This window comes from Streptomyces albidochromogenes (assembly GCF_005981925.1).
Lineage (GTDB): Bacteria > Actinomycetota > Actinomycetes > Streptomycetales > Streptomycetaceae > Streptomyces > Streptomyces albidochromogenes.
On the sequence record NZ_VBVX01000115.1, the window covers coordinates 1 to 19,429 of the forward strand.

The following is a 19,429-nucleotide window of genomic DNA, read 5'->3' on the forward strand; positions in this document are numbered from 1 at the left end:
GTCCCCGACCCACCCGGTTGACGGCCGCCACCACCCGGATCAGCGAGGCGCGAGCATCGCGCACCTGGTCCAAGCCCTGCAGGCATCGGCGGCACGGGCAGCAAGCAGCTCACGACCTCGACCCCTGGTGAGCGGTCCCGCTCGCGGGCACCGGCCGTCGCGTCCGGCGTCCGTCCTGCGAGGGCCGGGCATCCCCGCCGCCGCCGTGAACAAGACACCGGCGAAGGGTTCGCCGCCCCCGGTTCGGGCACTCGCGTCGGGACGCGCATCGCCGAAAGGAGCGGATCTCGTTGACCCACGACATGTCGTCGACTTCGGGGACGGATACGGAAGTGCCCGCGGGCATTGGGCTCGTCGCACGGGCCGCGCGGGGCATCGCGCACTGGCGCCACGCCCCGGCGCTGCATCCGTTCGGGGTCAGCTGCGACGGTGTGCTCGCCGTACAGCCGTCCGGTCCCCCCTGGGGCGAGCCGTGGCTCGACGAGCCGGGGGACCACCAGGTCCGGATGCGGTGGTCGCGCGCCGTCGGGCTGCCCGGACGGCTGCCGGACGCCCTGGGGCTCGCGCTGCGCGTGCACGACGCCGCGGGCCCCGGGCGGTCCCTGGACCTGCTGCTGACCAGCAGCGGCGCCGGGCGGCGGACCCGGCACCTGCCGCTGCCGCGCCTCGACGCACTGGGCGGACCGTACTCCACACTCCTCGCCTACCGGATCGGCGAGCACCACGCTGTGCTGGCCGCCCACCCCGATGTGTCCTCACCCTTCGTACCCAACAACCTGGCTGCCCTGCGCACCACGCTCCGGGCCGGGCCGCTGACGTTCCACCTGTGCGCCGCGCCGCCCGGACAGGGGTGGCGCGCTCTGGGCACCGTCACCACCGGCCCTCCCCACGACCTCCCCGCCCAGGACACCGTCTCGTACGACCCCTACCTCAACCACCTGCCGCACCTGCGCCCCACGGCCCGGTTCAGCAGGCTGCGGGAAGCCGCGTACGCCGCCTCCCGGGCGGGACGGCGAACGGCCGGCGCCTCCGGCCCGTGACCCCGCCCGCGGCCACCGAGGCCGCGACGAGGCGCGTCCGGCGGGAAAGGCGAGCTGGGCGCAGGGCGAGGCGGTCACCATCGGCGCCGACGACGGCGCCGCATGACCGCGCACAAGGTGCGCCGGCTGCCGGTCATCGACGGCCACGACCTGGCCGGCATGGTCGGCCGGGCCGACGTCGCCCGCTCCCTGCCCGACCCGCAGGTGGGAGACCTTCTTCAGCCGCTGTCGACCGACTGAACCCAGGGATGCGGGGCCTTGCGCCGGCGGCGACCGGTGACAGGGCCCCGCCTTTGCCCGGACCGGTGGGTGGCGGCACGAAGCTGACGTCCGGGCCCGGCGGATCCGGTCAGGGGCGAGGACGCAGCCGGTCTTCCTTCGGCGGCCGGCCGCCGACGCCGGCGACCAGTTCCGCGCACAGGTCGCGGAGCTTGATGTTGCGGTGCTGCGAGGCGCTGCGCAAGAGGGTGAAAGCCTGCTCGGCGTCGCAGCGCCGCTGGCCCATGATGATGCCGATGGCCTGGTCGATCACGGTGCGTGAGCGCAGCGCGGTCTCAAGATCATTGGCGAATTCCTGGGCGTCGGCGATGCGCTGTGCCAGGGCGATCGCGCCGGTGGCCTGCGCGGCCACCGAACGCAGCAGCTCGAGGTCCGCGTCGGCGAAGCCGTCGGGCTTCGCGAAATAGAGATTGAGTGCCCCGGCGGTGTGGGTGTGGGCGGCGATGGGCAGGGAGAGCGAGGAGCGGGTGCCGTTGGCCATGGCGTGGACGGGGTAGGGCCCCCAGCGCTCCTCGCCGAGCATGTCGGTCACGATGAGCTCCTCGCCCTGGCGCAGCGCCTGCAGGCATGGCCCGTCGTTCAGGCCGTACTGCTTCTCGTCCAGTTCCCGGGCGCCGTCGCCGGAGCTGGCCACCGTCAGGTGCCGGCCCTCGCGGCTGAGGGTGATTCCGCAGGCGCCCGCCGCGGGAGTGCGGGTCAGGGCGAAATCGGCAAGCCCGTCGAGGAACCCGTCCAGGGAATCGCTCTCCAGGAGGATCTCGGTCACGTGGGAGCCGTCGTATGTCATGGGAGAGTCCCTTGTGCGGGAGCTGCCTGCTGTCGGCGCGGGCGGAGCGTCGCGAGGGGCCCGGAGGTACGAGCCCGAACGGGAATCGCCCGGCGTCACGGCCGCCCCGACTCCGCGGGGGAGCCGGTGGGACGACCACTCCCTTCCAGCATCCCACGCGGCCTGTCCGGCCTCGGGTGGATCACCCTCCGACTGACCCGCATGTCCAGTCCGACCTACGACGACATCTTCGCCCGGCGGGGGAGCGGTCACCGGCCGACCGGTTCTGGAACTGGAACCGGCGGCCGGAACGGGGCAGGCTGGTGTCATGGGCGGTGCTCCGATCGTCGTGCACCGGCCGTCCGCGTCGGGCGGCCGACGGGTCAGCCTGCACCGCCACGGCCGTGACGAGATCCTGGGGCTGGCCTACTCCGACCACGATCTGGCCGTGTTCCTGGAAGCCGCCGGCGTACTGGACCCGGAGGCGATCATGGACAATCCCCTGTGGGTCGAGTGGCGCGGCGGCAGGGCGCACCAGTGGGACGCGGCGTAGTGCCGACTGAGCCGAAGGGCCGTGGGCGTCCAGCAGCCGCGCCAACAGGCCACCTCACCGAGAATCCGGGTCGTACGCTGGTCGTGACATCCGTTCGGGCATCTCGTTTTCGTCTGCCGAGCACCAGGACCCGTGGCCCTCTCGCATCGTGATGCCGACGGGCGGACGCGGGCCGTCCCTGTCCGACAGGTTGACCGGCATGGCTTCGCTCGACGCTTCCGCCCGTATGCTGCACGCCTTGCTGCGGGCCAGTCACCTCTCCGCCTTCGAGGAGCTGCCGGGCCTGGCGCCGGCTCGTGCGGGCCGTACTCGCACACCACGACGGGCACCTCACCGACGACGCCACCGTCCTGCTGTGCGAATGGCACGGCGGCTCGCAGACGGCCCTCCCGGTCCAGAGCGAGGGAGTGTACGGGCCGGGCTCGCCGATCAGCGCTGCTTGGCTTGAGCGGCGCGACAGGCCGGGAGGTGTACGCGTTCCCAGGACCGGTGGTGCGGACGCCACCCTCCCTTCTGGCACGCGCATGCGTGATGTGAGAGTTCGGGGGTAAACGAAACGCGCCAAGGGCAGGTCGCCCAGGGGGAAGAGGTTCGGCATGGGGCAGGCAGTGGGCGGTGGCGGCCGGCAGTCGGTGCTGGGAGACGTCATCTCGGTGTCCGGTGCGTTCGAGGGCAGCGAGGACATCGCCGCCGCCCGTGATCTGGCCCGTACCTTCCTCACGGACGTGCAGGCCGTGCACGGGCTGCCGGTGTCCGGTCGCGCGATGGGCATGGTGCAGCTCGTCGTGAGCGAGCTGGTGACCAACGCCCGAAAGTACGCACCCGGTCCGTGCCTGCTGACCCTGGAGGTCGACGGCGGCGCGGTCGAGGTGTCCGTGTGGGACAGCAACCCGACGCCACCAGAGATCCTCGCGCCCGACCCGACCCGCATCGGTCAGCACGGGCTGGAGATCGTCATGGCCGTCGGGCAGAGCTTCTCGGTGCACCGCGAACCCGTGGGCAAGCGGATCTCCACGGCCATCGTGCTGGCCGACGATCCGGGCGGCGACGCCGCCGGCCGCCAGAGCTGACGACATCCGCACGGAGCGGGTCGTTGTCAGCCGGCCGGTCGCGGCGAGTCCGGCCTGGCGTCGGCGTGCGCACAGGTGATGTCGGCTGACGTGGTGGGGATGCGCATGCGGCGCAGCAGCTCGCGTGTGGTGCGCAAGGTCAAGGTGCTGCGCCAGCTGATGCTCGGGTAGCGGGAGCGGAGGTGCGACAGGGCGCGGGTGCCGAGGCCGGTCGAGTGGAGGTGGTCCTCCATGTCGACGCCGGTGATCACACCTGAACCGCAGGCGGTGCAGAGCCGGTAGTGGACCTGGCCCACGACCTTGCGGCCGTGGACCAGAAGCAGGCGCTCCTCCCCGGGCCCGGTGTCGCCGGGGACGTGGGTGGAGAGGAACTGGATGTCGCGGTACGCCAGGATCCTGCGGCGCAGCCACCTGCCGCGCCCGGTGTGGCGCCCGTGCTTGGCCCCCTGTGAGGCCGCCTTGGGGCCGGGCGCGGAACGAAAGAGGACGCTCGTGGGACGTGCGTGTTCTCCGGACATGGACCTCGGGTGCCCCAGCAGCGCACCTTGACGCACCCTCATCATGACGAACAGGCCCGGCAAGGCGTTGGTACGGCACTCAGCCGACCGGCCGCCGCAGATGTTTGTGGGGGGCGAGGCTTACAGCCGCTTTACGCGGGCACGCGACATGACACCCGAAGGTCGGGACAGTCAACTGAAGGAGTAGCCGTGTCGTTCATCTGGGCCATCATCGCGGGGCTCATCATCGGCCTGCTGGCCAAGCTGGTCCTTCCCGGACGTCAGCCCATCCCCCTGTGGCTGACGCTCCTCCTCGGTATCGTCGGCGCTGTCGGCGGCAACGCGCTCGCCACTGCCTTCGGTGTGCGGGACACCGGCGGCATCGACTGGATCCGACACATCTTCCAGATCGGCATCGCCGCGGTCCTCATCGCCTTTGTCACACCGATGTGGTCCCGACGGCGCGCCTGACTCCTTCAGGAATCCCTTTTGGAGTACGGCCGGAACCAGCCGCGCGCAACCAGTGTTGCGTCGGCTGTTCCGGCCGTCCGTGTGCGCCGCGCCGCACAGTGGGTCACATCTCTCAGGGCCACTTCTCGGAGAGTCTCGAGGCTTCGATCAGCCGCCCCCGGCGTGCGGCGGCCCTGGACCGCCGCACGCCATCGTTCACACCGCTGTCCGTTCCACGGGGATCCACAGCTCGGCGTCCGCCCGCGAGGCGTCCTGCGACAGTTGAGTCCTCAGGATCTCGGGTCCCGGCCGGCTCCGGTACGGATTGGACGGGAACCACTGCGTGAACACGTCCCGCCAGAGGTACTGGAGCGCCTGCGGGAACGGCCCGGAGCTCTCGAAGACGGCCCACGTCCCGGCCGGCACGGTGAGCACGTCCATGTCCTCGGGCACGGAGGCTCGCGTCACCACCCCGTGGTAGTAGTCGAGTTCGGTTCCTTCCGCCCGGCTCGGGTCGAGGTCGTCACTCACCCCCACGATCCCCTGCGGCTCCTGATCGGACAGACTCCGCATGCGCTCCAGCGTCTCCTGCCCGATGCCCCGGATGAAGTCGACGAGGGCAGGGTTCATTCCCTCGTGCACGAGGGGGACGCGCGCCTTCCTGCCGGCCACGCGGAACTCGTCCTTCTCCACAACCCGGTATCGCATACTGCTACTCCCTTCGACGGTGAGGCGGAAGGACAGCCGTGGCTGGGACTCCAGACGCGCACCGGACCGCCTGGCCTCGCCGGGCCCGACGCCGTGCATGACGCGGAACGCGCGCGCGAACGCCTCCCCCGACGCATAGCCGTACCGCACCGCGATCTCCAGCAGCGTGCGGTTCCCCGCCAGCACCTCGGCACCAGCGACCGTGAGCCGCCTGCGTCGGACGTACTCGGACAGCGGGATCCCCGCCAGCGCGGAGAACAGCCGCCGGAAGTGGTACTCCGACGTCACCACGATCCGCGCCAGGTCGGCCGCCTCGATCCGCTGATCGAGGTGGCACTCGATGTGCTCCATGGCCTGGTTCAGCCGCTCCAGCACTCCGGCCTCCTTCCCTTCCGATCACTCACGTTAGGAAGCGACCACCTTGCCGGACCCGACATTCTGTGCCCGGTCCGGTCGGGTGCGAGAGCCGGCGGAAAGCAGCAAGAGCAGTGCGAGGGGTGAAGGCGTCCCGGCCCACCCGTGGCCCGATCACGTTGCTTCTTGTCCTTCATGATGCTTTCGCGCCGGTCTCGTAGGCGAAGGATGAGTTCTGCCGGGCGTCGAGTCGCGGCACCCGCGTGAGAGGAGAGGCGCCATGGCTCTGGAGATGCGTGAACGATGCGAGCGATGCACGACCGCGGCTCTGCCGCACGACGCCCCGGCGCGCATCTGTTCGTACGAGTGCACCTTTTGCCTGCCGTGCAGCGAGGCGATGCAGCACACCTGCCCCAACTGCGGCGGAGTGCTGCTCCCCAGACCTCGCCGGTCGATGAACGCCTGAGGCTGGGCGCAGCTGTCGAGCCGCCCCTGCCTGTGGCCACCGAAAATGGCTGGCAGCAAGCCTGATGGCCGGGTAGGAAGGGCGCCATGAGCCTCTCCGCGCCGCCGCCTGCCTCCCAGAGCTCCGCCGACCCGCGGACTTTCGTCCGGACCGCGCTTGACCTCGGCGATGTGCTGCTGCACCCGTGGGGCCGGGGGACCGCTGAGCCGAGAGCGCTGGTGGACGGCCTGATCGCCGCCGCGTCGGACCCGCTGATCGCCCTTTGGAACCCGCTCGCGACAGCGGACCGAGGCGAGGCGCTGGCATGGCTCGAATCCCGCGACGAAGGCTGGGACCGGGGTGTCAGCGCCTCTTTCGCCGCGCTGACCGCTACCGAGGGCGCCCTGCTGGGCAGCGTCACCCTGCGCTGGGTCGACCGCGCCGACGGCCTGGCAATGATCGGCTACTGGACGCTGCCGAACGCCCGGGGACGGGGCGTGGCCACCAGGGCAACCAGTGCGGTGACGAGCTGGGCGTTCCGGACGGCTGACGCCCGCCGCATCGAGATCGCCCACGCTGTCGGCAACGAGGCCTCCTGCCGGGTGGCCCACCGCTGCGGCTACCTCGCCGAAGGCACCCTGCGTGACTCGCACCGCTTCGGCGATGGGGCCTACCACGACGAACACCTGCACGCACGCCTGGCCACCGACCCGGAACCGACCGATGCCGCGGGGGAGTAGGCGGTGTACGGCGACCCGAACGGCCGGGGCGGCAGTGTGGGCCGCTGCGGGAACGCGCCGGTCAGGAAAGAACTCGACCGGCGCGTCGCGGACCGCGGGCGGCGAGGAATCAGCCCAGGTGCCGGGCGAAGAATCTCAGGGTGCTGTCCAGCTCGAATGCCGGGATCTCCCCGTGCCTGCCGGGGTTGGCGTGCAACGTCTTCTCGGCCGAGGCCAAGGCATCGAACAGAGCCAGGCTCTGGACCCGCGGCACCCGCTCATCGTCCCACTGCACCAGGAACTCCACCGGGACGGTGATCCTCGCGGCGGCCTCGGCCGATGCCGGCAGCCCGCCCAAGCCCAGTACCGCCGCGTGGACCCGCGGTTCGGCAGCGACGAACGGGACGCCGAGTCCGCACCCCAACGACACCCCCCAGTAGCCCACCGGACCGGCGCCGACGTACTCGAGCTGTTGGACCGCGTCCAGGACCGCCTGCCATTCCGGTACGGTCCGGCGGGCTACGAGCGCCTGGAAACGGGCGATCAGCGGAGCGAGCTCTTCACCGGCCTCGACACGAGCCTGGTTCTCGGTCGCGATCCGGTCGTACTCCTCAACCTTCGGCCGGTCGCCATGGGCGGGCACGTCGACCGCCGCGGCCGCGAAACCGCCCTCGGCCACGAAACGACGTGCACGGACCAGGATGTCAGGGGCCTTCTTGTGCTGACCGCCACCGTGCCCCATCAGGACAAGCGAACGCGTGCCGACGGCACCTTCCGGCGTCCACAGAACGCCGGGAATCTCGCCGAGGGTGAAGAGCTGTTCGCGGACGCCGTCGGACGTCGTCTCAGAGATGAAACGCATAGCGATTCATGCCTTTCGGGATGCCTCTGCGGGCACTCCCTGAGCCATGCGAGGGAGGGAGGCCCGACCTGTCAGAGCGTTGATCGGTCTCACCTCCTTGGTTCGCAGCAGTGCACGGCGGCAGGAACGTATCACGAAGGACTCTCAGTGGCCGGGCAGGACGCCGACAGGGCGAACGGTGCCTGATGCCAAACGGGTTGACGCCCGAGACGCTTCGTTTCCACTGGTTGCGGTCTGCGGCCGTTGGGCCGTGGCGCGAGCTCATGCCCCGCAAGGCCGCCCGGCTTATGGTTCGTTGATGAGCGCACACCACATTGACCGCCCCGCCGACCTCGACGTGGTCCGTGAGTCCTATGACCGGGTGGCGGACAACTACGCCCACATGGTGCTGACGACGGGGTTCGGCGACATCCGCAGCCATCCATGGCTCAAGGCGTCCATCGACGCCTTCGCTGACACAGTGGGCGACCTCGGGCCTGTCCTCGACGTCGGCTGCGGACCCGGAACGGTGACCGGTTACCTCGCCGAACGCGGACTCGACGTCTCCGGGGTCGATCTCTCACCCCGCATGATCGAAAACGCCCGCCGTCTCCATCCGCGATGCCGCTTCAGCGTCGCCTCTGCCACCGACCTCGACCTGGAGGAGGAGTCCCTCGGCGGCGTACTCGGGTGGTGGTCGCTGTTCAATCTCCCCCGCGACGTCCTCCCTCAGGTCCTCGCCCTGTTCGCACGCGCCCTGAAGCCGGGCGGCCACTTCATCACCGCGACACACGTCGGCGACGAGGACGCGGTGCGCACCGAGGCATACGGAGGTGTGCCCGTTCGTTGGACCACGCACAAGTGGCGGGCGGACCAGCTCGTGGACCTGATCGAGCAGGCTGGACTGCGCCCGGTCGCCGAACTCCGGCTCCCCGCCGACGAGCAGAGCGGGCCCGGTGTGGTCGTCATGGCCAAACGCCCCGCTTGAGAACCAGCCGCGTTCGGGGAAGGCTCTGCGGCGCCGTCGCCGCACTCCTTCCTCGGATGAGGGGTGCGACAGGCCGCTCCCGATCAGGCCCCGGCAAGCGGGCCGGGAGCGGTGTGCGGAGAGCCGAAGACCGGGGGTGACCTCTTGACCTGCGGGACCCGAGCCACTAACTTGCGGTAATCGTCGACCCATGACTCCCGGAAGGAGGCGACCAGCGGATGTACACCAGCTCTGATCTTGGTCGCCTCGCCCAGTGCACTGCCTGGGTTCCGGGTCGGATCGCGCACGGCTGCTGATCACGCCGCTCTGATGTGCCCGTTCGTGGCGCATTCCAGGTTTCTCGTCGTCACCTTCCGGCACGCCGCTGTCGCGTGCCCTTCTGCGCCCACTCCTCTCACGTGGCGCCTCTGAACACAGAAAGCTGCCTGAAATTGGCGAACATGATGAATCGACCGATCGCGCTCCGAAACGAGGGCCTGTCATGGTAGCGGCGCGGATCACGGTCAACGGGAAAGAAGCACCGCTCACACCGGCCCCGCCCCACACCACGGCGCTGGACTTCCTGCGCGAGCGTGGCCTCACCGGAACCAAGGAGGGCTGCGCCGAGGGCGAGTGCGGCGCCTGTTCGGTCCTGGTGGCCCGCCCGGGGGTGGACAAGCCCACCGACTGGGTGGCGGTCAACGCCTGCCTCGTCCCGGCCGCGGCGCTCGACGGCCAGGAGGTCGTCACCTCCGAGGGCCTCGCCACCGCCGGTGCACCCGGCACACCGGCCACCCTGCACCCGGTGCAGCAGGAGATGGCGGTCCGCGGCGGCTCCCAGTGCGGCTACTGCACGCCGGGCTTCGTCTGCAGCATGGCCGCCGAGTACTACCGGCCCGACCGCTGCGCCCACACGGAGTCGGGTGGGAGCACGGACTCGGCCGACGGAACGGACTCGTACGACAGCACGGACGCCGAGCACGGCCCGAACGGCTTCGATCTGCACGCGCTGAGCGGAAACCTCTGCCGGTGCACCGGCTATCGCCCGATTCGCGACGCCGCGTACGCCGTCGGCACGCCCACGGACGATGACCCGCTGGCGCGGCGTCGCGAGCAGTCCCCGCCCGCACCGGTCGCCACCGAGTACATCCAGGACGACAGCGCGTACCTGCGCAGGAGCACCCTCGCCGAAACACTGCGGCTGCTGCGCGAGCGGCCCGACGCGGTGGTGGTCGCCGGCTCCACCGACTGGGGTGTCGAGGTGAACATCCGTTCCCGCCGGGCGGATTGTGTGGTCGGCATCGACCGGCTGCCCGAACTGCGGGAGCTGCGCGTCGAATCCGGCCACATCGAGATCGGGGCGGCGCTGACGCTGACCGAGATCGAGCGCCGCCTCGACGGCGGCGTACCGCTGCTGGCCGAACTGTTCCCGCAGTTCGCGTCCCGCCTCATCCGCAACGGGGCGACCCTCGGCGGCAACCTGGGTACCGGCTCACCGATCGGTGACAGCCCGCCGGCGCTGCTCGCGCTGGAGGCATCGGTGGTGCTCGCCGACGCCGACGGTGAGCGCGAGGTCCCGCTGGCGGACTACTTCACCGGCTACCGGCAGAGCGTGCGCCGCCCCGGCGAGCTGATCCGCTCGGTGCGCATCCCGTTGCCGCTGTCGCCGGTCGTGGCCTTCCACAAGATCGCCAAGCGGCGCTTCGACGACATCTCCAGCGTCGCGGTCGCCTACGCGCTCGACATCGAGGACGGGATCGTCCGCAAGGCACGCATCGGCCTGGGCGGCGTGGCCGCCACCCCCATCCGGTCCCGCGCCACCGAGGCGGCCCTCGAGGGCAAGCCGTGGTCGACACAGACCGTCGAGGGCGCGGCCCGGGAGATGCGAGGCGAGGGCACACCGATGAGCGATCACCGCGCCAGTTCCCTCTACCGCTCCGCGATGCTGGGCCAGAGCCTGCTGAAGCTGTACGCGCAAACCACCGAGGCGGTGCCGTCATGAGCCATCTGTCCGAACGCCCCGCGAAGCCCGTCGTCGGCGTGTCGATGCCGCACGAGAGTGCCGCACTCCACGTCACCGGCACCGCGCTCTACACCGACGACCTGGTCCATCGCACCAAGGACGTGCTGCACGCCTACCCCGTCCAGGTCATGAAGGCCCACGGCAGGATCACCGCGCTGCGCACCGACGCGGCGCTCGCCGTGCCCGGCGTGGTCCGGGTCCTGACCGGTGCCGACGTGCCGGGCGTCAACGACGCCGGCATGAAGCACGACGAACCGCTGTTCCCCGACGAGGTCATGTTCTACGGCCACGCGGTCGCCTGGGTGCTCGGCGAGACCCTGGAGGCGGCCCGGCTCGGTGCGGCGGCCGTCGAGGTGGAACTCGACGAACTGCCCTCCGTGGTCACACTGCGGGACGCCGTCGCGGCCGGCAGCTTCCACGGCGCTCGGCCCCTGATGGTGACCGGTGACGTCGACGCGGGCTTCGCAGACTCCGCGCACGTGTTCACCGGCGAGTTCCAGTTCTCCGACCAGGAGCACTTCTACCTGGAGACGCACGCGGCGCTGGCCCACATCGACGAGGCCGAGCAGGTCTTCGTCCAGAGCAGTACCCAGCACCCGTCGGAGACCCAGGAGATCGTCGCGCACGTACTCGGACTGCACAGCCACGAGGTGACCGTGCAGTGCCTGCGGATGGGCGGCGGGTTCGGCGGCAAGGAGATGCAGCCGCACGGGTTCGCGGCCGTCGCCGCGCTCGGTGCCAAGCTGACCGGCCGGCCGGTTCGGCTGCGGCTCAACCGGACGCAGGACCTGACCATGTCCGGCAAGCGGCACGGTTTCCATGCCCGGTGGAAGATCGGATTCGACGCGGACGGCCGCATCCGGGCGCTGGACGCCACCCTGACCGCGGACGGCGGCTGGAGCCTGGACCTGTCCGAGCCGGTGGTGGCCCGCGCGCTGTGCCACATCGACAACACGTACTGGATCCCCAACGCCCGAATCGCCGGTCGCATCGCCAAGACCAACAAGGTCTCCAACACCGCCTTCCGCGGCTTCGGCGGACCGCAGGGCATGCTGGTGATCGAGGACATCATGGGCCGCTGCGCGCCGCTCCTCGGCCTGGACCCGATGGAGCTGCGCGAGCGCAACTTCTACCAGCAGGGACAGGCGACACCGTACGGGCAGCAGGTCGCCCAGCCCGAACGGATCTCGGCCGTCTGGCAGAAGACCCTGGACAACGGCGGCATCGCCGATCGCAAGCGCGAGATCGCCGCTTTCAACGCCGCACACCCGCACACCAAGCGGGCCCTGGCGGTCACTGGCATCAAGTTCGGGATCTCGTTCAACCTCACCGCCTTCAACCAGGGCGGCGCGCTGGTGCTGATCTACAAGGACGGCTCCGTCCTGATCAACCACGGCGGCACCGAGATGGGCCAGGGACTGCACACGAAGATGCTGCAGGTGGCCGCCACCACGCTGGGCATCCCGCTGCACAAGGTGCGGCTGGCCCCGACGCGCACCGACAAAGTGCCCAACACCTCCGCCACCGCTGCCAGTTCCAGTACGGACCTCAACGGCGCGGCGGTCAAGAACGCCTGCGAGCAGTTGCGCGAGCGGCTCCTGTCGGTGGCCGCCACGCAGCTGGGCGCGAACGCCTCGGACGTACGCATCGTCGAGGGCGTCGCCCGCACCCTGGGCAGCGACAAGGAGCTGGCCTGGGACGACCTGGTGCGCACCGCCTACTTCCAGCGGGTTCAGCTGTCGGCAGCCGGTTTCTACCGGACCGAGGGACTGCACTGGGACGCGAAGACGTTCCGGGGCTCGCCGTTCAAGTACTTCTCCTACGGCGCCGCCGCGGCCGAGGTGGAGGTGGACGGCTTCACCGGCGCGTACCGCGTCCGGCGGGTGGACATAGTGCACGATGTCGGCGACAGCCTGTCCCCGATGATCGACATCGGTCAGGTCGAGGGTGGCTTCGTGCAGGGCGCGGGCTGGCTGACGCTGGAGGACATGCGCTGGGACGCCACCGAGGGGCCGCACCGGGGGCGGCTGCTGACCCAGGCGGCCAGCACGTACAAGCTGCCGAGCTTCTCGGAGATGCCCGAGGAATTCAATGTCACGCTGCTGGAGAACGCGACCGAAGAGGGTTCGGTGTACGGGTCCAAGGCGGTGGGGGAGCCCCCGCTCATGCTGGCGTTCTCGGTGCGCGAGGCGTTGCGTCATGCCGCCGCCGCGTTCGGGCCGAGCGGGGTCAGCGTCGAGTTGGCCTCGCCCGCGACGCCGGAAGCGGTGTACTGGGCGATCGAGGAGGCGCGCCGGGGTGCTGCCTCCGAGAGCGTCCGCGACGGGGTGGCCGCGGGCGGCCCCGCCGGTCACGGACACGCGTCCCACGGCGAGGCCCGACCCGGCACCACCGTGCTGAGCGGTGCCTGACATGACGTGGATCGCGGCGGTCGCGCGGTTGCGGGCACGCCGGGAGCCCGGCGTGCTGGTGACCGTCGCGACCGTGCGCGGTCACGCCCCACGTGACGCCGGCGCGAAGCTGGTGGTGGGGGAGAGCGAGACCTGGGGCTCGATCGGCGGCGGCAATGTCGAGGCCGTCGCGATCGACCGGGCCCGGGAGATGCTCGCCGTGTCCAAGCCCGAGCCGGAGCTGATGGATTTCGCGTTGAACGACAAGGTGACGAACCGGCACGGCGTGCAGTGCTGTGGCGGCACGGTCTCGGTACTGCTCGAACCGCTGCCGGTGGTACGGGCGGTCGCGGTCTTCGGCGTCGGGCACGTCGGGCTGGAACTGGCGCGCATCCTGGCACGCCAGGACCTCGACCTCCATCTGATCGACACCCGCTCCGACATGCTCACCCGGGAGCGGCTCGACGTACTGGCTGACGCGGTGGCGCAGGTGCGCGCGCATCACACGCCGCTGCTGCCCGAGGAGGTACTGGAGGAGCTGCCGCGCGGCACCCACGTTCTGATCATGACGCATGATCACGCCGAGGACGCCGCGCTGTGCGACGCCGCCCTGCGCGCCACCCATCTCGGTTCCATCGGGCTGATCGGGTCGGCGGCCAAGTGGGCGCGGTTCAGCAAACGCCTCGCCACCGAGGGCGGTCACGACGAGGCCACCATCGATCGGATCAAAACCCCGATCGGGCTGGCCGACATCACCGGCAAGGATCCCGCGACGATAGCCGTGAGTGTCGCGGCCGATCTGCTGAGTACCTTCGAAACCGAGGGGGACTGACTCCCCGTCGGGACCGAAGGGAGTGTCCCGCACTCGTGCCAACGCACCAGTGCGGGGCACTTCTTTGTGTGCCGTGAGCCCTGCGTGTCCGGCACGCGGTCCCCCGGACGTCTCGACCTGCCCAGCCGCCGATGGGGCCGAGGTCCCTGAGGGTTTCCGTCTGCCGCTCTCCGCTGTGAGCGCTCCCAGGACGCCGCGCCTGCCGGGCGTACGTCGGTTGTCGCTTGGGCATCCGGCCCTGCGGCCCTGCTCCTGAGTGGTATGGACCTGACAACCGAGGGCGGCTACGCTGGGCCGGACTCGTACGTGAGAGCGCTCTCAATCCTTGTCGCCAACCCCGCGACCACCAGCCAACGCCCTCTTGTTCGGAGGAATCATGAGACGCCTTCCCCTCCTGCGTGCCGCCGCGGCGGCGTTACTCCTCACCGCCGCTCTGAGCACAACCGGCTCCGGAGCAGCGGCGGTCGAGCCCGCTGAAGCACGCCCTCCGGCGTCCGCCGGTCTCCTCGACGCCCTGCGTACGGACCTGGGACTGACACGGCACCAGGCCGAGCAGCGCCTCGCGGCGGAACGCACGGCCGTGAAGACCGAACAGCGGGCCGAGCGGATCGCGGGGGCCGCGTACGGAGGCTCCTGGTTCGAGCCGGCGACAGGCCGCCTCGTCGTAGCCGTCACGCACGAGAAACCGGCCGCCGAGGTGCGCGGACTGGGCGCCGAGACCAGAATCGTCCGCCACAGCGCGGCGCTCCTCGACCGCGCCAAGACCCGCATCGACGCCATGCCCGCCCCCGCCGGCGTGGCCGGCTGGCATGTCGATCCCCGGGCGAACCGCGTGGTCGTCACGGTGGTGCGCGCGGACCGGAACGACCGGGCCGTGCGGGCCTTCGTGGAACGGGCCCGCCGCGCCGGGCCCGTCGATGTCTCCGAGACGGAACGGGCCCCGGTCACGTACGCGGCGGGCACGGTCGGCGGTGACCCGTACTACACCGGCAACGTCCGCTGCTCCATAGGCTTCTCCGTGCACGGCGGGTTCGTCACCGCCGGGCACTGCGGTCGTGCCGGAGCGGCCGTGCGCGGCTGGGACGGCAGCGCCATGGGGACGTTCCAGGGCTCGTCCTTCCCCGGTGACGACTACGCGTACGTCAGCGTCCACAGCGGCTGGTGGACGGTCCCGGTGGTGCTCGGCTGGGGCACCGTGCCGGACCGGCTGGTGCGGGGCTCCGCGGAGGCGCCCGTCGGTGCCTCGATCTGCCGCTCGGGCTCCACGACGCGGTGGCACTGCGGAACCGTCCTGGCGAAGAACGAGACCGTCAACTACAGCCAGGGCGCCGTCCACCAGATGACGAAGACGAGCGTGTGCGCGCAGGGCGGTGACTCAGGAGGCTCCTTCATCAGCGGAGACCAGGCCCAGGGCGTCACTTCCGGCGGATGGGGCAACTGCTCGACCGGCGGCGAGACGTGGTTCCAGCCCGTCAACGAGATCCTCGGACGCTACGGGCTCACGCTCCACACCGCCTGAAGCGTACATACGGACCGGAAGCCGTGGGGCGGCGGCGCCCGGCAGCTCCGCACGGAGGACACCGGGCCGCTGAGGGCTGCACGCGCACCAGGAAACGGCCCGGCCGCCGTCCGCGAGAGCGGGCGGCGGCCTGATGCGAACCGGTGGCTCAGAGCTTGTTGAAGCACATCGTGTAGTCGAATCCGCGGGACGCCGTGCGCTGGATGCCGTAGTCGAACTTCGGCCCGCACTTCATTCCCTCGCCGGGCAGGATCTCGCCCGTCTTGTACTGGGCCTCCACCGAGCCGCAGTCGACGATCGTCGGCACCGGCTCGCCCTGGGGGTCCTGCACCTTGACGCAGTCACCGACCTCCGGCTCGTGCGTCTTGTCCTCTTCGTACTGGGCGACAGCCTCGGCTTCCTTCTTCGCCTGGCCGCCGTTGGGATCGGTGTTGTAGTCGTACACCCAGTAGCCGACCCCACCGACTATCGCCAGGAAGATGACCATGGTGAGGAGCAGTTGGAGCACATTCCCCTGCCGCGGCCGCTGCGGGGCGCCGGGCGGCGGCTGCTGGGGCTGCCCGTAGGGCTGCTGCGGATGCTGGTTCTGGTAGGACGGCGGTGTGGACATGGTGAACCCCCATGGGTCGGATACGGGAAGGGAACGCCCGAGGCGGCGTTGATCATGTTCAGGCTTTCGCCCGGCGTCCCACGGCCGGTCAGCTGCCTCGCGCCGCCCCCTTGTTGCCGCCGAACCGGCGTCAGGGCCGGGCGCCGCTGTGCGGCCTGGAGCGGAGGCGGGGGACGGGCACGGTCCGCAGGGTGGGCCACTGCCGGAGCGCCTCGCCCCGGCCGGGCGCCGGTCCGGCCCCGCCGCGTGACGGTACGGCGAGCAGCCGTACCACGGCGTCGATGCCGCCCCGGGCCGCCTCTTCCAGCACGACGTGGCCGCCACCGGCGACGGCGAGGCGCTGCACCAGGGACAGGCCGAGGCCGCTGCCGCCCTCGGTGGAGCCCGGTGCGCGCCAGAACCGGTCGAACGCGCGTTCCCGCTGCTCCGGAGTCATCCCCGGGCCCTCGTCGATGACGTGCAACTCGGCGTACTGCGGGCGCGGTTCGCGGTGCCCGCGGCGCGTCGGGCGGGGGAGCCGGCGGTCCAGCAGGACCACGGACCCTGGCCCCGACACCCGCAGGGCGTTGGAGAGCAGATTGTCCAGGATCTGCTCCACGGCGCCCGGTACGGCGAGGGCGTGCCCGGCGTGCTCCACACCCAGCGCCAGCCGGCAGCCCCGCGCCGCGAACACGGGCCCCCAGGTCTCCACGCGCTCCAGAGCGATGCGGTCGAGGTCCACCGGCACGCGGGGTCACCGCCTGTTCGTCGAGCCGCGCCATCGCCAGCAGCCCCTCGACCATCCGGGCCAGCCGGTCCGTCTCGGTCACCGCCGCCGTCAGGCCGCCCCTGGCGTGGGCGGCCACGTCCGGCTCCAGGTTGTCCAGGCGCAGCCGCAGCGCGGCCAGCGGTGTCTTGAGCTGGTGCGAGGCCTCACCGGCGAACGCGCGCTGCGAGGCGAGCAGGTGCTCCAGCCGTGCGGCGGTCTCGTTGAACGTGACCGCGAGCCGCCGGACCTCGGGCGGGCCGGTCGACGTGGCCAGGGTCGCCCGTACCGAGAGGTCGCCCTCGGCCAGGCGGGCCGTGGCCCGCTCCAGCTCCAGGACGGGCCGGCTCGTCCAGCGGGCCAGCCAGAACGCCACCCCCGCCACGGCCGTCAGGGCCAGCAGGCCCACCGCCGCCAGCGTCAGCCACACGCCGTGGACCCGCTGGTGCACGGTGTCGGCGGGGAGGGTGACGCGTACGGCGCCGTAGCGGGAGGAACCGAACGGCACCGGCGCCGCCGCTGCCGGCACCCCCGCCCCGACGCCCACCGCGGCCCTGCGGACGCCGACGGCCGCCCGCCCCCGCAGTGCGGACCGCACCTCCGGGGCAGCGGTCAGTTCCTCGACCTGATCGGGCGTCAGCGGCCGGGACGACGCGGCGGGGCGCCCCGACGCGTCGAAGACGACCACCTCGGCGCCGATGCGCTCGGCGCAGTGGGCCACCCGGTCCTCCAGTGCGCCGATCCGCCCGCCTTCCAGCGAGACCGCGGCGTAGGCGGCCAGCGACTCCGCCTCGTCCTCGGCGGCCCGGGTGGCGCGCTGCTGTTCGGCGCGTCCGTACATGATGCCCAGAGGCACCTCCAGGCACAGCAGAACCAGGAGGGCCACCGTCAGATAGCTCAGGAGCAGGCGGCGGGTCACGGCGCGTCCCGCCCCTCAGCCGCGCGACGCGGGGACGAAGAGGCGGAACCCCACCCCCCGTACCGTGTGGATCCAGGCGGGATCGCCCAGCTTGCGCCGCAGCGCCGCCACATGGACATCGAGCGTCTTGGTGGGGCCGTGGAAGTGCGGGTCCCACACCTGGTCGAGGATCTGCTGGCGCGAGTACACCGCACCCGGGTCCTCGGCCAGCAGCGCCAGCAGGTCGAACTCCTTGGGCGTCAGGGCCACCAGGTCGTCGCCCACCCACGCCTGGCGGGTACGGCGGTCCACCACCAGCGCCTCCGGCCGGCGCGGCGCGGGGCCGGCGACGCCGGTCCCCGGCACGTACAGGTGGCCGCCCTGCGGCGCGGCGGGCACGGGGAGCGTGGCGTGCGGCGCCCCGACGTGCGTACGGCGGGTCACGGCGCGGATCCGTGCGATGAGCTCCCGCATGCTGAAAGGTTTCGCCAGATAGTCGTCGGCCCCCATCTCCAGCCCCACCACCCGGTCCGCCTCCTCGCCGCGGGCGGTCAGCATGATGATGGGCACGTGGGAGACCTGCCGGATCCGGCGGCAGACGTCGATGCCGTCCATGTCCGGCAGGCCGAGGTCCAGCAGCACGATGTCCCCGAACGGCCCGGCGAGTGCCGCCCCGCCCGTCGCCACGCGGTCGACCGCCAGGCCGTAACGGGAGAGCCCTTCGGCCAGCGGTTCGGCGATGGATTCGTCGTCCTCGATGAGCAGCACCCGCATACGTCGTTCCCGTCCTTCCGGCTCCCACCGGGGCGCGACGCGCCGAACGGCGACCGGAATGTGCCAACTACCGTGCCCCGAAACGCCTGTTCGAGATTTCGCACCGTACAACAGGACCAGCCGCCACAAGCCGCCGTCTTCGCTCTTCGAGCGATACCTCACACCCGGCGAAGTTCTGGGCGATTGCTGGACGCGCGTTAACCACTCGCTGGCCTGCGCCTTGAGGACGCCTTCCTAGTGTCGTCCGCACAGTCCCCGGGCACCGTGCCGCGCCGCCGGACCGCCCGTACTGCCCCGATCAGGAGGACACCACGCATGCAGGCCCTTCTCGACCACGCCCGTTCCTTCCACCGGCAGGTCGCCGACGCCGGTGACACCTACCGGCGCCTCGCCGACGGCCAGTCCCCGCAGGCCCTCGTCATCAGCTGCTCCGACTCCCGCGTCGTACCCTCGCTCATCACCGGAGCCCGCCCCGGCGAGCTCTTCGAACTCCGCAACGCCGGCAACATCGTTCCGCCGCGCTGGGCGGCCGACGCGTCCGGCGAGATGGCCACCGTCGAGTACGCCCTTCATGTGCTCGGCATCCGCGACATCGTCATCTGCGGCCACTCCCACTGCGGCGCCATGAGCGCGCTCGCCTCCGGACGCGACCTCTCGCTCCTCCCCGGTGTCGACGCCTGGCTGTCCCTCGTGCGCCCCGCGCTGACCCGCCGGACACCGGACGACGCCGACTCCGTCGAACGGCTGGTCCAGCTCAACGTGGTGCACCAGCTGGCGACGCTGGGCACCCACCCCGTGGTCCGCGACCTCCTGGACGACGGCTCGCTGCTTCCAGGAGTGCGAGCCCCTCATCGACAACTACTACGTGCATCTGCCGTGCATCACGGCCTGCAACGAGCAGTACGACCGATGCGTTGAACCGGTCTTCGGGTCGTAGCCGCCGGCCGAA

Annotated in this window: 20 protein-coding genes and 2 pseudogenes; 14 read left to right on the forward strand and 8 right to left on the reverse strand. The window is 71.2% G+C overall.

All coding sequences use genetic code 11. From position 1 onward, the window contains the following. Positions 1 to 332: 332 nt before the first annotated feature. Positions 333 to 1,040: a phosphodiesterase gene (locus tag E2E34_RS16830; protein WP_244315804.1), complete on the forward strand. Its 708-nt coding sequence runs from the start codon at positions 333 to 335 to the stop codon at positions 1,038 to 1,040. 19 nt (positions 1,041 to 1,059) lie between these two features. Continuing rightward, positions 1,060 to 1,280, forward strand: a pseudogene (locus E2E34_RS16835) (DUF294 nucleotidyltransferase-like/CBS domain-containing protein); the annotation flags it as partial. Positions 1,281 to 1,389: 109 nt separating this feature from the next. On the opposite strand, the gene E2E34_RS16840 reads toward E2E34_RS16835, so the two are convergent. Further along, positions 1,390 to 2,106, reverse strand: a complete 717-nt coding sequence (locus tag E2E34_RS16840; RefSeq protein WP_138902734.1) for a GAF and ANTAR domain-containing protein — start codon at positions 2,104 to 2,106, stop codon at positions 1,390 to 1,392. A 307-nt stretch (positions 2,107 to 2,413) separates the two neighbouring features. On the opposite strand from E2E34_RS16840, the gene E2E34_RS16845 reads away from it, so the two are divergent. Together E2E34_RS16845 and E2E34_RS16850 are read left to right on the forward strand one after the other, a co-directional pair. Continuing rightward, a complete protein-coding gene (locus E2E34_RS16845; protein ID WP_138902735.1) occupies positions 2,414 to 2,638 on the forward strand; it encodes a hypothetical protein in 225 nt (74 codons plus the stop codon). A 596-nt stretch (positions 2,639 to 3,234) separates the two neighbouring features. Further along, positions 3,235 to 3,708, forward strand: a complete 474-nt coding sequence (locus tag E2E34_RS16850; RefSeq protein ID WP_138902736.1) for an ATP-binding protein — start codon at positions 3,235 to 3,237, stop codon at positions 3,706 to 3,708. 26 nt (positions 3,709 to 3,734) lie between these two features. Here E2E34_RS16850 and E2E34_RS36475 read toward each other — a convergent pair whose 3' ends face one another. Beyond that, positions 3,735 to 4,226, reverse strand: a complete 492-nt coding sequence (locus tag E2E34_RS36475; protein WP_244315806.1) for a hypothetical protein — start codon at positions 4,224 to 4,226, stop codon at positions 3,735 to 3,737. Between the two features lie 189 nt (positions 4,227 to 4,415). Between E2E34_RS36475 and E2E34_RS16860 the strand changes: the two genes are divergently transcribed. Then, positions 4,416 to 4,676 carry a GlsB/YeaQ/YmgE family stress response membrane protein gene (locus E2E34_RS16860; RefSeq protein ID WP_138902737.1) on the forward strand — a complete coding sequence of 87 codons (261 nt, stop codon included), beginning with the start codon at positions 4,416 to 4,418 and terminating at the stop codon, positions 4,674 to 4,676. A gap of 195 nt (positions 4,677 to 4,871) precedes the next feature. On the opposite strand, the gene E2E34_RS16865 is transcribed toward E2E34_RS16860, so the two are convergent. Beyond that, positions 4,872 to 5,738: an AraC family transcriptional regulator gene (locus E2E34_RS16865; protein WP_138902738.1), complete on the reverse strand. Its 867-nt coding sequence runs from the start codon at positions 5,736 to 5,738 to the stop codon at positions 4,872 to 4,874. A gap of 259 nt (positions 5,739 to 5,997) precedes the next feature. Here E2E34_RS16865 and E2E34_RS16870 point away from each other — a divergent pair, with 259 nt between their 5' ends. Continuing rightward, on the forward strand, positions 5,998 to 6,183 hold the full coding sequence (locus tag E2E34_RS16870) for a DUF1272 domain-containing protein (protein WP_138902739.1): 186 nt from the start codon (positions 5,998 to 6,000) through the stop codon (positions 6,181 to 6,183). An 86-nt stretch (positions 6,184 to 6,269) separates the two neighbouring features. Next, on the forward strand, positions 6,270 to 6,902 hold the full coding sequence (locus tag E2E34_RS16875; RefSeq protein ID WP_138902740.1) for a GNAT family N-acetyltransferase: 633 nt from the start codon (positions 6,270 to 6,272) through the stop codon (positions 6,900 to 6,902). A 109-nt stretch (positions 6,903 to 7,011) separates the two neighbouring features. Here E2E34_RS16875 and E2E34_RS16880 read toward each other — a convergent pair whose 3' ends face one another. Next, a complete protein-coding gene (locus tag E2E34_RS16880; RefSeq protein WP_138902741.1) occupies positions 7,012 to 7,743 on the reverse strand; it encodes a dienelactone hydrolase family protein in 732 nt (243 codons plus the stop codon). A gap of 298 nt (positions 7,744 to 8,041) precedes the next feature. Here E2E34_RS16880 and E2E34_RS16885 point away from each other — a divergent pair, with 298 nt between their 5' ends. The 5 genes from E2E34_RS16885 (at position 8,042) to E2E34_RS16905 (ending at position 15,453) form a co-directional block, all read left to right on the forward strand. Next, positions 8,042 to 8,710: a class I SAM-dependent methyltransferase gene (locus tag E2E34_RS16885; protein WP_138902742.1), complete on the forward strand. Its 669-nt coding sequence runs from the start codon at positions 8,042 to 8,044 to the stop codon at positions 8,708 to 8,710. 481 nt (positions 8,711 to 9,191) lie between these two features. After that, a complete protein-coding gene (locus tag E2E34_RS16890; RefSeq protein WP_138902743.1) occupies positions 9,192 to 10,691 on the forward strand; it encodes a xanthine dehydrogenase small subunit in 1,500 nt (499 codons plus the stop codon). After that, entirely contained in the window at positions 10,688 to 13,123 is a 2,436-nt protein-coding gene (gene xdhB, locus E2E34_RS16895; protein ID WP_138902744.1) for a xanthine dehydrogenase molybdopterin binding subunit, read from the forward strand. The genes E2E34_RS16890 and xdhB overlap by 4 nt, the downstream gene beginning before the upstream one ends. Position 13,124: 1 nt before the next feature. Next, positions 13,125 to 13,934: a xanthine dehydrogenase accessory protein XdhC gene (gene xdhC, locus E2E34_RS16900; RefSeq protein ID WP_138902750.1), complete on the forward strand. Its 810-nt coding sequence runs from the start codon at positions 13,125 to 13,127 to the stop codon at positions 13,932 to 13,934. Positions 13,935 to 14,310: 376 nt separating this feature from the next. Further along, a complete protein-coding gene (locus tag E2E34_RS16905) occupies positions 14,311 to 15,453 on the forward strand; it encodes a S1 family peptidase (protein WP_138902745.1) in 1,143 nt (380 codons plus the stop codon). A 148-nt stretch (positions 15,454 to 15,601) separates the two neighbouring features. On the opposite strand, the gene E2E34_RS16910 is transcribed toward E2E34_RS16905, so the two are convergent. The 3 genes and pseudogenes from E2E34_RS16910 to E2E34_RS37140 form a co-directional block, all read right to left on the reverse strand. Continuing rightward, positions 15,602 to 16,063, reverse strand: a complete 462-nt coding sequence (locus E2E34_RS16910) for an LppU/SCO3897 family protein (protein ID WP_138902746.1) — start codon at positions 16,061 to 16,063, stop codon at positions 15,602 to 15,604. Between the two features lie 130 nt (positions 16,064 to 16,193). Beyond that, complete coding sequence (locus tag E2E34_RS37135) at positions 16,194 to 16,790, reverse strand: sensor histidine kinase (RefSeq protein ID WP_341870227.1); 597 nt, start codon at positions 16,788 to 16,790, stop codon at positions 16,194 to 16,196. Between the two features lie 76 nt (positions 16,791 to 16,866). Further along, positions 16,867 to 17,145 (reverse strand): annotated as a pseudogene (locus E2E34_RS37140) (HAMP domain-containing protein); the annotation flags it as partial. Between E2E34_RS37140 and E2E34_RS37145 the strand changes: the two are divergent. Beyond that, positions 17,039 to 17,296, forward strand: coding sequence for a hypothetical protein (locus tag E2E34_RS37145; protein ID WP_341870228.1), 258 nt, complete (start codon positions 17,039 to 17,041; stop codon positions 17,294 to 17,296). The pseudogene E2E34_RS37140 and the gene E2E34_RS37145 sit on opposite strands and share 107 nt — an antisense overlap. Before the next feature lie 446 nt (positions 17,297 to 17,742). Here the strand turns inward: E2E34_RS37145 and E2E34_RS16920 are convergent, their stop codons facing one another. After that, positions 17,743 to 18,480 carry a response regulator transcription factor gene (locus tag E2E34_RS16920; RefSeq protein ID WP_138902747.1) on the reverse strand — a complete coding sequence of 246 codons (738 nt, stop codon included), beginning with the start codon at positions 18,478 to 18,480 and terminating at the stop codon, positions 17,743 to 17,745. A 315-nt stretch (positions 18,481 to 18,795) separates the two neighbouring features. Here E2E34_RS16920 and E2E34_RS16925 point away from each other — a divergent pair, with 315 nt between their 5' ends. Continuing rightward, complete coding sequence (locus tag E2E34_RS16925; RefSeq protein ID WP_138902748.1) at positions 18,796 to 19,398, forward strand: carbonic anhydrase; 603 nt, start codon at positions 18,796 to 18,798, stop codon at positions 19,396 to 19,398. Positions 19,399 to 19,429: the final 31 nt, after the last annotated feature.

Excerpts from the sequence above, each read along its gene's own strand:
- E2E34_RS16840 (WP_138902734.1), bottom strand. The coding sequence starts at position 2,106 with ATGACATACGACGGCTCCCACGTGACCGAGATCCTCCTGGAGAGCGAT.
- E2E34_RS16845 (WP_138902735.1), top strand. The coding sequence starts at position 2,414 with ATGGGCGGTGCTCCGATCGTCGTGCACCGGCCGTCCGCGTCGGGCGGC.
- E2E34_RS16850 (WP_138902736.1), top strand. The coding sequence starts at position 3,235 with ATGGGGCAGGCAGTGGGCGGTGGCGGCCGGCAGTCGGTGCTGGGAGAC.
- E2E34_RS36475 (WP_244315806.1), bottom strand. The coding sequence starts at position 4,226 with ATGTCCGGAGAACACGCACGTCCCACGAGCGTCCTCTTTCGTTCCGCG.
- E2E34_RS16870 (WP_138902739.1), top strand. The coding sequence starts at position 5,998 with ATGGCTCTGGAGATGCGTGAACGATGCGAGCGATGCACGACCGCGGCT.
- E2E34_RS16875 (WP_138902740.1), top strand. The coding sequence starts at position 6,270 with ATGAGCCTCTCCGCGCCGCCGCCTGCCTCCCAGAGCTCCGCCGACCCG.
- E2E34_RS16880 (WP_138902741.1), bottom strand. The coding sequence starts at position 7,743 with ATGCGTTTCATCTCTGAGACGACGTCCGACGGCGTCCGCGAACAGCTC.
- E2E34_RS16885 (WP_138902742.1), top strand. The coding sequence starts at position 8,042 with ATGAGCGCACACCACATTGACCGCCCCGCCGACCTCGACGTGGTCCGT.
- E2E34_RS16890 (WP_138902743.1), top strand. The coding sequence starts at position 9,192 with ATGGTAGCGGCGCGGATCACGGTCAACGGGAAAGAAGCACCGCTCACA.
- xdhB (WP_138902744.1), top strand. The coding sequence starts at position 10,688 with ATGAGCCATCTGTCCGAACGCCCCGCGAAGCCCGTCGTCGGCGTGTCG.
- xdhC (WP_138902750.1), top strand. The coding sequence starts at position 13,125 with ATGACGTGGATCGCGGCGGTCGCGCGGTTGCGGGCACGCCGGGAGCCC.
- E2E34_RS16905 (WP_138902745.1), top strand. The coding sequence starts at position 14,311 with ATGAGACGCCTTCCCCTCCTGCGTGCCGCCGCGGCGGCGTTACTCCTC.
- E2E34_RS16910 (WP_138902746.1), bottom strand. The coding sequence starts at position 16,063 with ATGTCCACACCGCCGTCCTACCAGAACCAGCATCCGCAGCAGCCCTAC.
- E2E34_RS16920 (WP_138902747.1), bottom strand. The coding sequence starts at position 18,480 with ATGCGGGTGCTGCTCATCGAGGACGACGAATCCATCGCCGAACCGCTG.
- E2E34_RS16925 (WP_138902748.1), top strand. The coding sequence starts at position 18,796 with ATGCAGGCCCTTCTCGACCACGCCCGTTCCTTCCACCGGCAGGTCGCC.